Raw genomic sequence first — 13,831 nt, 5'->3', positions numbered from 1 at the left:
TATGCAATTGTATATAGCCGAATTTCAGGTGAAAACGGGGGAACCACAAGAAGTAATGAAAAGATGAGTATACGCCGTAAACGGTGTCTTTATTCATCAGGGGTGAATTTCGTTCTAGGAACGAATAGGGCAGCCTGCACAGTCCGAATCCGTCAGCTAACCTCGTAGGCTAATTTACTGCAGGGACCAAGGGTAGCATTGGTTTTCCAGTGCTTTTTTTGTTGGAATTCTTTAAATTAGATAAGAGGGTGAGCATAGTGGCTTCACAGTTTCGCAGGGTTTCTGAATCAAAGTTTCTGAAGCTCTCTCCGCCTCAAATTATGGTGCTCGGTTTTGCATCGATTATTCTGATAGGCGCCTTGCTGCTTATGCTTCCCATTTCGAGTACTAGCCAGAATGCATTGAGTTTTATTGATGCGTTGTTTACTTCGACTTCGGCAACCTGCGTGACAGGACTTGTGGTGCTGGACACCGGGACGACATTCACCATTTTTGGGAAAACCGTGATTATGGTGCTAATCCAGGTCGGCGGCTTAGGGTTTATGACGATGGCGACCTTATTTGCCATGATGATGAAACGTAAAATTTCCTTGCGGGACAGACTGATCCTACAGGAAGCGATGAACCAAGGCTCAATGGAGGGGATTGTTCGACTGATCCGGAGGGTACTTATTTATTCTTTGGTCATCGAAGGCTGTGCAGCGGTGCTACTGTCCATACGCTGGGCATTTGATATGCCGCTCGGCAAGGCCATTTATTTTGGGATATTTCATGCGGTATCCATGTTTAATAATGCTGGATTTGATATTTTCGGGGATTTCCGGAGTTTAACCGATTATGTATATGACCCGCTTGTGAATATCGTAGTGATGTTTCTGATTGTCTCCGGCGGAATCGGTTTTATTGTCATGTCGGATCTGGTGGAGTTTCGTGTCAAACGTAAATTATCTTTGCATAGCAAAGTTGTACTCTCTACCACTGCAGGGCTTATTCTTATCGGCGCTTTGGTCATTTTTATATTTGAATTTACGAATCAGCGCACACTGGGTAATCTGAATTTCGGCGGCAAAATATTATCGGCATTCTTTCAGTCTGTATCGCCCCGAACCGCTGGTGCCAACACGGTGGATATTGCCGGGCTGCGGCAAGCCTCGCAGTTCTTTATGGTTATCCTTATGTTTATTGGTGCATCACCGGGTTCAACAGGTGGCGGGATCAAGACTACAACCTTTACCCTTATGATTGGTGCAGTAATCGCGATGCTACGCGGGCGTGAAGATGTTGTGCTGTTCCGTTATCGATTGGCTCAGGAGCGTATCTATAAAGCGTTGACGTTAACTTTACTGGCTTTACTATTGGTCCTCTCTGTGTCGATGTTACTGTCCACAACAGAGGATAGTAATTTCTTAGCAATACTATTCGAGACGACCTCAGCCTTTGCTACGGTTGGACTAAGTATGGGGCTGACACCTGAACTGTCTGTTATCGGCAAGATTCTGATTTGTCTGACGATGTTTGCGGGTCGGCTAGGTCCATTAACATTAGTGTATGCGCTTGGACCAAAACAGGGTAAACCATTGTATAAGCACCCAGAAGGTAAAATAATTATTGGATAGGAGTTAATCCGAAATGAAAGCACAGCAATTTGTAGTAATCGGCTTAGGCCGCTTCGGTTCAAGTCTCGCGCTTGAGCTGATGGAAATGGGCTACGAGGTGCTCGGCATCGATCACCAAGAGGAGCGCGTGGAGGATATGAGCGATCATCTGACGCATGCGGTAGTGGCTGATGCTACAGATGAAGGGATTATGCGCTCGCTCGGCGTACGGAACTTTGACTGTGGGATTGTAGCGATTGGTGACAATATGGAACGAAGTATTCTGGCGGCGATATTGTTAAAAGAGATTGGAGTCAAGCAAGTAGTAGCCAAGGCGATCTCGATCCTTCATGGTCGTGCGTTGTCCAGGCTGGGCGTAGACCGGGTTATTTTTCCGGAGCGGGATATGGGGATTCGGGTGGCGCATCAGCTCGTGACGCCCAATTTGCTGGATTATATTGAACTGTCCAAGGATTATAAAATCGTTGAGCTAACCGTGCCTTCCTGCATGAACGGGAAAAGCTTGTCGGATTTAAATACAAGAGCGAAATATGGCTGCAGTATTGTTGCCCTGAACCGGGAAAGTGGAATTATAGTTGCTCCAACGGCGCATGATCATTTGAGTGAGGGCGACGTTATGGTACTCATTGGTTCTAATGAAAGTATTGATCGATTTGAGGAGGAAGTTGTAAACCAAGAATAAATAGTTAAGCCCTCCGTCCTTACATGGGACGGAGGGCTTTTTAAATCTAGGTTGCACAAGAGAAACAGAGATTACTTCTCTCGTTCCGTCAGAAACATCTCTTCTGTAACCTGTACCAGGCTGCGAGCCGCTGTGCTCAGGCTTCCATCGTCACGGTAAATCAGACAGGTAGTTCGCTGCGTCTGCTCCAGCTCCTTAATATGCAGAGATACCAGCCCGCCGCCGTTTAACAGCTGCGGACGCAGATAAGACTTAGGCAGCAAAGCAGCCACATTGACCGTCGGCAGTAGCCGCACGATGGCTTCGAAGGAGTCAATCTCCATACGTACGTCTGGATCAATCCCACAGCGCTGGAACAGATCGTCTGTTAGACGGCGATACCACGTGCCTTTGGAGAAGAGGATCATGGGCAGCCGGGACAGATCATCCATGGTTAGCTTTGATGATTGATTCAGAGGATGATGCTCAGAAACAACCAGTCGAAGTTGATCCTCAAACAGAGAAATACAGCGCAGCCCAGGCTCTTGGATGGAGGAAGCGATTAGACCTATATCTGATTTTCCTTCACTGACAGAGGAGACAATCTCATGCGTTCGGCCTGTGATTAGCTTCAGCTCTGCTGAAGGGTATTTCTCCATATATGCATTAACCAGTGGAGGCAGAGTGGTCTGCAGTGAGGTGAGTGACGCCCCTAAGGTGACCAGCTTTGGCTCGCCTTCTTTGTATTTAGACAAAGCCTCCAGAAATTTAGAGCGCTGCTGCCGTTGTTCAAGCGCGTAGGAATAAGTAAGACGCCCAACCTCGGTTAACTCCAGCCGCTTGCCATAACGATTAAATAACGCGACACCCAGACGTTCTTCCAGCTTGGAGATTTTACGGGATAGGGCAGGCTGGGACAGATTGAGCTGGCGTGAGGCCCGATTTAAACTGGAATGCTCTACAACCGCTGCAAAAACATCTAAATCGTCAAACATATTTATGTTCCTCTCGTAGTGCAATCTATAAACAGTGGTGACGAAATTCATAGCCTTGAAGACAATACTTCTTGCTCCATAAGGGAATAAAAGTTTTGTCGGAAAATGTTGCTTCTCTAAATGAGAATTATTATCATATAAAATCTATTCTTATGCGTTTATTGTATAACGATTAATAATTAGATTGCAATTCCCTTATAAGGGAAAAAGGAGTAACATGAAAAGTGACACAAGATATTCACAATTTGTGAAAAAGAAAACAAAGTCCGGGAAACTAAAGGATAACAGTAAATATAGGCGTTTTGTCGTTACATAGTCTATGTTATCCTGTGTCAATTGTAGTTCCGGCGGTGAATACACATTAAAATGAAAACGCTGTTTTAATCGGAAAGGGGTACTTTGTATGAAAGGATTTTATTCCAGAAAGATTCATTCCTTGCTAGGCGTTATCCCGCTTGGAGCCTTCTTCATTGAGCACATGATGACGAATTTTGCGGCTGTAGAGGGTGGCGCTTCCGGTTTCACTGACAGTGTGATATGGCTGAATAGCCTACCGCTTGTCTTCTTCCTGGAATTGTTCGGTATATGGCTTCCTCTGCTGTACCATGGCGTATACGGACTGTATATTGCCTATCAATCCAAGCCGAACTTGAACCGTTTCAACATTGAAAGAAACTGGCGTTATACGCTACAACGCATTACAGGAATTATTACCTTTATCTTTATAGTCTGGCATTTGTTCCAAACCCGGGTACAGGTGGCAGTTGGTAGTGTAGAGCACGAAGAACTGGGCGGTCTGATGCACGATATTGTGACTCAACCACTGATGTTGACACTGTATATTATCGGTATCGTTGCTGCATGCTTTCACTTCTCGAACGGCCTATGGTCTTTCTTGATCAGCTGGGGAATCACGGTAGGACCTCGTTCACAGCGGGTATCCTCTTACCTTTGTCTCGGTATATTTGTTCTTGTAACATTCATGTTCCTCATTTCGCTAGTCACTTTCCGTGATGCTGAATTTCAAAGCGCAGCTTCCGTAGCTCAGTCCATAAAGACTTTCATCTAAGGAATTACCCTCTCAGGACTAGATTCCAGAATCCTTTCTGATATTTTTGATAAAAGGAGTGAACTATCATGGCAACAGCAAATATCATTATCGTGGGCGGCGGTCTGGCCGGCCTGATGGCTACCATCAAGGCAGCGGAGTCCGGCGCGCATGTTCATTTATTCTCATTAGTTCCTGTAAAAAGATCACACTCCGTTTGTGCGCAAGGCGGCATCAATGGCGCTGTAAATACGAAAGGGGAGGGCGACTCCCCTTGGGAGCATTTCGACGATACCGTTTATGGTGGTGACTTCCTGGCAAATCAGCCACCAGTCAAGGCGATGTGTGAAGCGGCACCGGGCATCATCCACCTTATGGACCGGATGGGCGTAATGTTCAACCGCACACCTGAGGGATTACTCGACTTCCGTCGTTTCGGCGGTACGAAGCGCCATCGTACGGCATTTGCCGGCGCAACGACAGGCCAACAGCTTCTGTATGCACTGGATGAGCAGGTGCGCCGCTGGGAGTCTGAAGGTCTTGTAACGAAACGTGAGAACTGGGAGTTCCTCTCGGCCATCATCGACGATGAAGGCGTATGCCGCGGCATTAGTGCCCAGAATCTCAAGACGATGGAGATTGAGACTTTTCCTGCAGATGCTGTTATTTTGGCTAGTGGCGGGCCTGGTATTATTTTTGGTAAAACGACGAACTCCGTCATTAATACGGGCACAGCCGCAAGTGCGGTGTACCAACAGGGCGTACATTATGCCAACGGAGAATTTATACAGATTCACCCAACGGCTATTCCAGGTGATGACAAGCTCCGCTTGATGTCAGAATCAGCACGTGGTGAAGGCGGTCGTATCTGGACTTATAAAGACGGAAAGCCATGGTATTTCCTTGAAGAGAAATATCCGGCTTACGGTAACTTGGTGCCGCGCGATATTGCTACACGTGAGATTTTTAATGTGTGTGTAGATCAAGGGCTGGGCATTAATGGTGAGAACATGGTGTATTTGGACCTCTCTCACAAGGATCCGAAAGAGCTGGACGTGAAGCTCGGCGGAATTATTGAAATTTACGAAAAATTCATGGGGGATGATCCTCGTAAAATACCGATGAAAATCTTCCCGGCTGTGCATTATTCCATGGGCGGTATGTGGGTTGATTACAACCAAATGACGAACATCCCTGGTCTGTTTGCGGCAGGCGAATGTGAATATCAATATCATGGAGCGAATCGTCTAGGCGCTAACTCTCTGGTATCTGCTATTTACGGTGGGATGGTCGCTGGACCGAAGGCTGTTGAATACATTAAAGGTCTGAAGAAATCATCACAGGATATCTCTTCTTCCGTATACGATAGCTTCCACAAAAAGCAGACGGACAAATATGAGTCCTTGCTATCGATGTCAGGTACAGAGAATGCTTATGTGATTCACAAAGAACTAGGCGAATGGATGACCGCTAATATGACGGTTGTGCGGCACAATCCGAAGCTGGAAGCGACCATTGGTAAAATCAAAGAGCTTAAAGAGCGTTATCGCAATATTAATATGAATGATACGTCCCGCTGGAATAACCAAGGTGTGGCCTTCACCCGTCAGCTATGGAACATGCTGGAGCTGTCCGAAGCGATGACACTAGGAGCCCTTATGCGCAATGAGAGCCGCGGCGCACATTACAAGCCGGAATTCCCAAATCGTAATGATGAGGAATTCTTGAAGACCACGAAAGCAGCCTGGACTGCAGATGGCCCGCAAATCTCCTATGACGAAGTCGATGTTTCACTGATCCCACCACGGGTACGTGATTATTCGAAGGATTAATCTTTCTCAGGAGCGAACCAGCTTGCGAGGCAAGCTTTACGAAATAAAATTAGGCAATTTGAGGAGGGAACCATTATGGCGGAAACAGCTACAGCTCCCAAAAACGTGAAATTTATCATCACCCGCCAGGACGATCCACAAAGTTCATCTTATATTGAGGAATTTGAGCTTCCTTATCGTCCAGGTATGAATGTAATCAGTGCTTTGATGGAAATTCAGCGTAACCCTGTGAATGCCAAAGGTGACAGCACCGTTCCGGTATGCTGGGATTCCAACTGTCTAGAAGAAGTATGCGGAGCTTGCTCGATGGTGATTAACGGCAAACCTCGCCAAGCCTGCGCAGCGCTTATAGACAATCTGGAGCAACCTGTACGCATTGAGCCAATGAAGACATTTCCGGTGGTGCGTGACTTAGTGATTGACCGTACTCGGATGTTCAACGCACTTAAACGTGTGAAGGCTTGGATTCCAATTGATGGTACGTACGATCTTGGACCGGGACCACGGATGCCGGAGAAAAAACGGCAGTGGGCTTATGAATTATCTAAATGTATGACTTGCGGCGTGTGCTTGGAGGCTTGTCCGAATGTCAACGAGAAGACGGATTTCATCGGACCCGCAGCCATCTCTCAAGTACGCCTATTCAATGCTCATCCTACGGGTGAAATGAATGCGGATGAAAGATTGGACGCTTTGATGGACGATGGCGGTATTGACGGTTGTGGTAACTCACAGAACTGTGTGCGTGCTTGTCCGAAAGGCATTCCTCTTACCACCTCCATTGCAGAAATTAACAAGCAAACGACAAAACATATGTTCAAACGCTGGTTAGGTGTGTAATAAGTAGTACCGCCAGATCTTTAATATTGAGCTATCCTCAATGGTGGATTTATATTCGCTGAGGATAGCTTTTTTGTTTATAATTGGTAGGGAATAGGAAATTCGTCTAGCTCAGAGAATGAATGGCATATGCTATAATATCCATTGTTAACGTACGTTAGGTGTGGAACAACAGGGAGGAATAATCGTGATTTGTCGGGAGCATGATGGAGCAATTGTAATGGTTAAACAGCATGATCACGGGAAGTTAGCTGGAGAGCTTGCCATTTGGTTCAAGGAAGAGCATGTGCCAGAGGAAGGACGCCGGGATGAGGTGCTCTGGGCGGTAGCTGAACATGACCGGGGCTGGATTGATCTGGATGAGACACCCTTTTGGAACGATGCGGAACACGCGCCATACAGCTTTATTGATTTTCCTGTAGTGCCGAAGCTGACCTTCTATAAGCGAGGACTTGATGAGATCGAGGCGCGGACACCCTATGGAGCGCTCCTGTGCAGCTTGCATTTTGAACGACTCATTAAGATTTCGGGACTGGATTATCCAGAACTGACTTTATATCAAGAGCATGAAGAGGAACGTAGATCCCGCATTCACCGAGAGCTGGAAGTATCCAAGCCAATTGGTGAGGATGAGCTGTATTATGATGCCCGTCTTTTAGAATTCTGCGATGACTTATCTCTATATTTGGCTTTAAATGAACCGGGTAGCCCGAAATCAGAGGAGCATCCATGGTGGCGTGAAGGGTTCTCTGGCAGTGAAGATTTCAGTTTTACGTCAGGGCGTACGATAACCGCGGAGTGGAAAGATAAGTCAACGTTAGTACTGGATCCTTTTCCATTTAAGAAGACGTTGGAAGTAGCCTTTATGCTGAAACGAGTCCAACAATCAGAAATTGCTAAGAGAGGCATCGCACCCGCATACAGGGATACGCCTGAAGAAGAATGTAGAATTGTACTGACAGCTCGAAACGAAAGCTGAACGGAAGGAGAAACTCCGTATGAAGATACAATCGTCTGGGGCTTCTCCCAATAAGAACAATAACCTTTCGGGTAAAGACACCCACTCTAGCGGCTCTGTACGTCGATCTAAGGGCAAGACAACAATGACCCGCCGACAATTCCTTGTTCGAGGTGCGGCTACTGTAATCGGCGCAGGCTTGCTTACAAGTGGTTATGCTTGGCAAGGGGAGCCGAACTGGATTGAGATTACTAAGCTGAAGCTGTCTTTCAAAGATCTTCCTTCTGCTTTTTCAGGCATGAAGGTTGTCCATTTCAGTGATACTCACCTTGGGTTTAATAAGGATGCCCGTGATTTGGCTCGGCTTGCAGAGCGTATAGCTAAGGCAGAACCAGATCTTATATGCTTTACAGGGGACATCGTAGACAGCAACCCTGAGGATCTTGTAGACGCCATACCTGTATTGTCAGAGCTGAGTGCTCCACTAGGGAAATATGCGGTGTTAGGCAACCATGATTTCAAGAATACGAAACGGCTTATAGAGTTGCTTACTTCTGCTGGTTTCCGGGTGCTAAGGAATGAATCTTATCTTCTAAAAAGAGGCGGAGCAGTCATAGCTGTGACAGGACTGGATGATCTGCTGCATGGAGAGCCTGACCCTGTGAAGGCCCTCAGTGGCGTGCCTGCAGGAACCTTTACCGTTCTGATGATGCATGAACCGGATTATGCTGATATAGCACAGGCTCATTCATTTCACCTACAACTATCCGGGCACAGCCATGGGGGACAAATTCGTTTGCCGTTTGTAGGTGCGCCATTCACCCCTTATGGATCCCAAAAATACATAAATGGATTGTATTATACAGATACCAAGCGTATGCCAGTGTATGTGAATAGAGGCTTTGGTGAAACGGTCATTCCTTTTCGTTTTCTCTGTAGACCTGAATTAACGGTGCTAACATTGCACCATTCATCGGATGAATAGGCTGAATTTTTAGCTGTATGGAGGGGGGAGAGTGTGAGTACTTATGAGGTAGTATCATTCCAGACGCAACAAGGTGTGGGGGTTGACCTTAGGCAAATCCCGCCCGAAGATGCTTGTCATTTGCAGCAGCTGCTCTCCCATCCAGAAGTGCAAGCTCATATTCAAATACGCACCGGCGCTGGATCAGACCTTGCTCAGGTGGAGAAGCTGGTGAACCGGATGTTATTCGCATTCGATCCTTGCGCGCTACATGCGGGTATCTATTTGAAAGAGCAGCAGAAGTTGATCGGTATTGTTGCTTTACAGCATTGGAACCGCCGTGAGGGCAAGGCTACTTTAGGATATATGCTAGACCCGGCGTACTGGGGAGGCGGATTGGCGACAGAGGCGGTTGGCTTATTTTTAAATTACAGTGTTCATACGCTTGGAATCACACGGATCGAAGGGCGCTGTCGCGGAGATAATATTAGATCCGAACGTGTGATGCTTAAGAACGGCATGACGCTGGAGCGAGTGATGCCCAGAGTAGGCTCCTTGGACGATGTAATGAAAGTATTCACATTGTTACACAAATGAAATAATGCCGTTATGAAACTCTAACAGTGTCCGGTTAAACTAAGTACATGACCCCCTTTTAAAAATATAACTGCTTTGGGACCCGATGATTCGGGTCCATTTTTTTTGTCAGGACCTAATCCGATCGTTTATGATTAACAAACAGTCGAATGAATTGAGAAGGAGGCGTAACATCTTGAATGATGTAATACAGACGTTAATGAATCACCGTTCTTTCCGGCAGTATTCTGATCTACATGTGGAGCCGGAGAAGCTAAAGATAATGATCGAATCCGCCCAAGCAGCGCCCTCATGGGTTCATGGACAGCAGGTCTCCATTATAGCTATCAAGGATCCTGAGCGTAAGCAGCAGCTTTCGGTCTTGTGCGGCAATCAGAAGCATGTAGCAGCAGCGCCCGTCTTTCTGGTGTTCTGCATGGACTTCTATAGGGCAAAATTAGCTAGTGAGCTTGAAGGAATGTCTTTTGAAGCGGTAAAAGATGTAGATGCTCTGCTCGTAGGCGCTACAGATGTCGGTATCTCAGTGGCTAACGCAATTGCAGCGGCAGAATCCATGGGACTCGGGATCATCCCTATTGGGGGTGTCCGGCGCAATACAGCAGGCGTTATTGATCTGTTGAAGCTGCCGGAGTACGTATTCCCTATTGTCGGGCTCTGTGTCGGATATCCAGCCGAAGAGGCCGCACAGAAGCCGCGCCTGCCGATGGAAGCAGTGTTTCATGAGGAACAATACAATCCGGATGTGGAAGGTTTCATAGAGACGTATAATCAAGCTCACCGTGAATATTTGCAACAGCAGGGATTGACGGAAAGAGATTGGACGAGCACGATTGCTCATTTTTACGATATCAATCCGGAATATGGGGATGCGAAGCGCACCCTGAAGCAGCAAGGGTTTACCTGCGATAACCTATAAATAAACGCAAATGCACCAAGCTGAGATTGGTTTAACGGAGGGGGAATCCCCACCACTAAACCAATAACGCTTGGTGCATTTGTTCTTGGTTACAATGAAACTTTAATTTTCTCGCGCTGCTTGTAATAGACCCAATGTGTAAAACCTATCGCTTTGAGTTGAGCGGCTACCGCATCTCGATCTTCTGCGACCCGGGACGGCTTATGCGCATCCGAGCCAAAACTAACCTCAACGCCAAAATGATGTGCGCGCTCCAGTATATCTTCCGATGGATACCAGCCGCCAACCAGCTTGGTTCCGCCTGAGGTATTAATTTCGATCGCCACGTCACATTCACTGATCACTTTCAGACAATCATCAATCGGCTTAGGCGCAGGAATATCCGAAAAGGCCGGGTAGTTCCCTTTCATCGCATCTATGTGTCCAAGAATTTGGAACATGCCACTGCGGGCGGAATCAGCAATCAATCGGTAATAATCAGACTTCACACGAATCTGTTCATTCTTGCTAAGTCCTTTCCAGCGCCCCTTGTTAAAGATACTGACCCCACCAACACTATGTACCGATCCAATTACATAATCAAATGGGTAGGCGGATAATGTTTTGCGGTAAAGCTCGGCATGCTCAGGGAAGTAGTCTGATTCAATACCTAGCAGAACGTCGATCACACCTTCGTATTCTTTTTTGAGGGAGAGGACTTCTTCAACATAATTTGAAAATTCGGATTTACCCATAGCAATTTGAGGAAAAGCTTGCTCGGAGGGACTTCCGAAATAAGGGGTGTGGTCAGAGATGCCTATCACCCCTAGGCCCGCTGAAATTCCAGCTTCAATATAATCTCTAATCGTTCCATCGGCATGGCCACAGCGGAAATGATGTGTATGCAGGTCAAATTTCATCAAGAACAACTCCTTTAAACAAGGTTATGCAATAAGCATAGAAGTATCGATTCCACTTTTTGGATGTATTTTACTCAGACCCAATAAATTGTGTCTCCGGCATACCTTTAAGATCACTAAGAAATTGTCTCATGGCTGAGTTCACATATTTCCCAGACTTCGTTATGACACCTACAGGATGCGTGACTTCCAATTCAATAATAGGCACAATTTTGAGAGAACCGGCTCTAACCTCAGCGGTCACTGACTGCTTGGAAATAATGGCTGCACCTAAATCGAGCTCTACCATCCGTTTCACTTCCTCGCTGCTGGTCAGTTCCATAATTACCTGTGGCTGAATGCCATGCTTAGAGAAAACCTCATCGGCAAATTTACGGCCCACTGTATCTGGTGAGAGCAGAATTAGCGGGATTTTGTTAAGGGCTTCTATACCTGCGGTCTTAACTTGAGCCAAGGGGTGTCTAGGTGAGACTACCAGCTCGAACGTATCATAATATAAAATGGAAGTAGTCATGCTCGGACTACGTCCGATCAAATAGCCGATGCCGACATCGACAATGCCATTTTCGACATGTTGATAAATTTGAGACGAGGACATAGAGGAGATAGATGTTTTGATATGAGGGAACTGGTCTTTAAAATAGGACAAGATACGCGGTAAAATTTGAATGGCGATAGAGGTAGTTGTGCCTAGAATAATATGTCCTTGGGGATTGTCTTCAAGATCCGCAAGTCTTTGTTTCAGCTCCTCGACAATCGTCACAATTTGTTCCGCATGCTCCAGAAATACTGTCCCTCGATCGGTTAACGTAACAGGCTGGTTCCGGTCAACCAGCTGTGTTTTGAACTCTTCTTCAAGGCTCTTGATTTGTGCTGAAACCGCTGGTTGGGTCAAGTTAAGCAGTTCTCCGGCCTTGCGAAAGCTCATCGTTTTGGAGATCGTTATTAGTGTCTCCAGCTGGCTGATGTTCATGGAATACCTCCTTTGGACAAGCGAATATGAAAGTGATGGGGTAAAATCTTACGTTCCATGTTGGCATTTGATTTAAATTATAGGAGATAATACCCGACAGAGCAATGTTGCAGCATAAACAAACTTGGGTTCGAATTCGACATGCACATTAATTTTTGCTGAATTGTGCCGATATATAAAGTATAATAAATCCATATTACTTGGGACTTTTGGTATATGACTAAAGCACGATAAAGGAGGAGACTGGACTTTCATGAAAGCAGAAGTAATTAATCCGTTTTTAGAATCTGCACGGACAGTTATAGAACAAGTAATTCAGGTCTCGCCTTCCACTGGGAATTTAGGCATTAAAGAAATTGAACTGATCGATAATCATATATGGATTCAAGTGGGAATGACAGGCCAGCTGAGCGGAAATATTATATTTGGTATCGCGGAGCAGGTAGCCTTGCGAATGGTATCGATTATGATGGGCGGCTATGTGATTACGGAGATGGATGAGATGGGTCAGAGTGCAATTTCAGAGCTGGGCAATATGATCAGTGGGAATGCTAGTACGATTCTATATAATCAGGGAGTTTCGGTGGATATCAGCCCGCCCCAAATTATGAAGCTAGAGAGCATGTCCTTTTTGCCTCGCAGAGCACTTAGTATTCCATTGTTGATGGATGGGGTTGGAGAGATGGATATTCAGGTGATGATCTCTTAGGCAAGAGTTAGGAGCTGAAATACTTTTTATGGTACTCAAAGATAAGGTTGTTGTAATTACAGGAGCGTCAAGTGGTATTGGTGCATTAACCGCACAAATGCTTAGTAAACGGGGCGCGATTCCTATCCTAGTAGCACGTTCTGAAGACAAGCTGAAAGAAACGGCGGCCGGTATTTCGGGCGTTTTTGGACTGTATACTTGTGATGTAAGAGATGCGGCAGCTGTTGAGGAGACCTTTGCTCAGATTTTGGCGACACACGGCAGAATCGATATTTTACTGAATAACGCAGGGTATGGTAAATTTGCTGCTTTTACGGAGATGGAATCCCATGAATTTGACGATATGATGGATGTTAACTACATGGGAATTGTTCGCTGTACGAAGGCTGTTGTTCCACATATGTTAGAGCGGGGAAGTGGCCAGATCGTAAATGTGGCTTCTATGGCAGGGAAGATCGGTACAGCCAAATCGGTAGCTTATACGGCCACCAAGCATGCTGTTCTCGGATTCACGAATGCACTCCGTCAGGAGCTGCGCAAGAGTGGCATTATCGTCTCGGCTGTGAACCCTGGTCCTATTGCCACTGATTTTTTCAAAACGGCTGACCCTTCCGGCAATTATGAAAAGAGCGTTGCTCGGATGATGATGACACCAGAACATGTCTCTTCCAAGATCGTAAAGGTCATGGAAACTGGCAAAGAAGAGATTGATCTTCCGGGTCTGGCAGGGTTTGGTATTCGGCTTTATGGTCTGTTTCCTCGCCTGGCGGACAAGCTTACTTATAATGCGATGAACAGAAAATAGAGCCTGCCGTCAGCATTA

Annotated in this window: 14 protein-coding genes and 1 riboswitch; of the genes, 11 read left to right on the top strand and 3 right to left on the bottom strand. The window is 46.2% G+C overall.

All coding sequences use genetic code 11. The features are described 5' to 3' along the window. Window positions 1-5 precede the first annotated feature (5 nt). Window positions 6-187: riboswitch (cyclic di-AMP (ydaO/yuaA leader) on the top strand. A 133-nt stretch (window positions 188-320) separates the two neighbouring features. Then, window positions 321-1,616, top strand: a complete 1,296-nt coding sequence (locus tag QNH28_RS24695; RefSeq protein ID WP_283912255.1) for a TrkH family potassium uptake protein — start codon at window positions 321-323, stop codon at window positions 1,614-1,616. A gap of 13 nt (window positions 1,617-1,629) precedes the next feature. Then, window positions 1,630-2,298: a potassium channel family protein gene (locus QNH28_RS24690; RefSeq protein ID WP_283908959.1), complete on the top strand. Its 669-nt coding sequence runs from the start codon at window positions 1,630-1,632 to the stop codon at window positions 2,296-2,298. A gap of 71 nt (window positions 2,299-2,369) precedes the next feature. On the opposite strand, the gene QNH28_RS24685 is transcribed toward QNH28_RS24690, so the two are convergent. Next, complete coding sequence (locus QNH28_RS24685) at window positions 2,370-3,272, bottom strand: LysR family transcriptional regulator (RefSeq protein WP_283908958.1); 903 nt, start codon at window positions 3,270-3,272, stop codon at window positions 2,370-2,372. Window positions 3,273-3,675: 403 nt separating this feature from the next. On the opposite strand from QNH28_RS24685, the gene QNH28_RS24680 reads away from it, so the two are divergent. The 7 genes from QNH28_RS24680 to QNH28_RS24650 all read left to right on the top strand — a co-directional run bounded on the left by QNH28_RS24680 (window position 3,676) and on the right by QNH28_RS24650 (window position 10,427). After that, entirely contained in the window at window positions 3,676-4,341 is a 666-nt protein-coding gene (locus QNH28_RS24680) for a succinate dehydrogenase cytochrome b558 subunit (RefSeq protein ID WP_283908957.1), read from the top strand. Between the two features lie 68 nt (window positions 4,342-4,409). After that, window positions 4,410-6,152: a succinate dehydrogenase flavoprotein subunit gene (gene sdhA, locus QNH28_RS24675; protein WP_283908956.1), complete on the top strand. Its 1,743-nt coding sequence runs from the start codon at window positions 4,410-4,412 to the stop codon at window positions 6,150-6,152. Between the two features lie 75 nt (window positions 6,153-6,227). Next, window positions 6,228-6,992 carry a succinate dehydrogenase iron-sulfur subunit gene (gene sdhB / locus QNH28_RS24670; protein WP_283908955.1) on the top strand — a complete coding sequence of 255 codons (765 nt, stop codon included), beginning with the start codon at window positions 6,228-6,230 and terminating at the stop codon, window positions 6,990-6,992. A 187-nt stretch (window positions 6,993-7,179) separates the two neighbouring features. Then, window positions 7,180-7,971, top strand: a complete 792-nt coding sequence (locus tag QNH28_RS24665; protein WP_283908954.1) for a DUF3891 family protein — start codon at window positions 7,180-7,182, stop codon at window positions 7,969-7,971. Between the two features lie 19 nt (window positions 7,972-7,990). Then, the gene (locus QNH28_RS24660) at window positions 7,991-8,935 is read left to right on the top strand and encodes a metallophosphoesterase (protein WP_283908953.1); all 945 of its coding nucleotides are present in this window, start codon (window positions 7,991-7,993) and stop codon (window positions 8,933-8,935) included. A 33-nt stretch (window positions 8,936-8,968) separates the two neighbouring features. Further along, the gene (locus tag QNH28_RS24655) at window positions 8,969-9,511 is read left to right on the top strand and encodes a GNAT family N-acetyltransferase (protein ID WP_283908952.1); all 543 of its coding nucleotides are present in this window, start codon (window positions 8,969-8,971) and stop codon (window positions 9,509-9,511) included. 175 nt (window positions 9,512-9,686) lie between these two features. Then, entirely contained in the window at window positions 9,687-10,427 is a 741-nt protein-coding gene (locus QNH28_RS24650; RefSeq protein ID WP_283908951.1) for an NADPH-dependent oxidoreductase, read from the top strand. 89 nt (window positions 10,428-10,516) lie between these two features. Here QNH28_RS24650 and QNH28_RS24645 read toward each other — a convergent pair whose 3' ends face one another. After that, window positions 10,517-11,326 carry a histidinol-phosphatase gene (locus QNH28_RS24645; protein ID WP_283908950.1) on the bottom strand — a complete coding sequence of 270 codons (810 nt, stop codon included), beginning with the start codon at window positions 11,324-11,326 and terminating at the stop codon, window positions 10,517-10,519. A gap of 70 nt (window positions 11,327-11,396) precedes the next feature. Continuing rightward, on the bottom strand, window positions 11,397-12,299 hold the full coding sequence (locus QNH28_RS24640) for a LysR family transcriptional regulator (protein ID WP_283908949.1): 903 nt from the start codon (window positions 12,297-12,299) through the stop codon (window positions 11,397-11,399). A gap of 253 nt (window positions 12,300-12,552) precedes the next feature. Here QNH28_RS24640 and QNH28_RS24635 point away from each other — a divergent pair, with 253 nt between their 5' ends. Further along, window positions 12,553-13,008 (top strand): chemotaxis protein CheX, encoded by a 456-nt coding sequence (locus tag QNH28_RS24635; protein WP_042130872.1) that lies wholly within the window; start codon window positions 12,553-12,555, stop codon window positions 13,006-13,008. 28 nt (window positions 13,009-13,036) lie between these two features. Further along, a complete protein-coding gene (locus QNH28_RS24630) occupies window positions 13,037-13,813 on the top strand; it encodes an SDR family NAD(P)-dependent oxidoreductase (protein WP_283908948.1) in 777 nt (258 codons plus the stop codon). The last annotated feature ends 18 nt before the right edge of the window (window positions 13,814-13,831 follow it).

Origin of the sequence: Paenibacillus sp. G2S3, from assembly GCF_030123105.1 — a bacterium.
Lineage (GTDB): Bacteria > Bacillota > Bacilli > Paenibacillales > Paenibacillaceae > Paenibacillus_AQ.
This window is presented reverse-complemented; position numbering and strand designations above follow the sequence as displayed.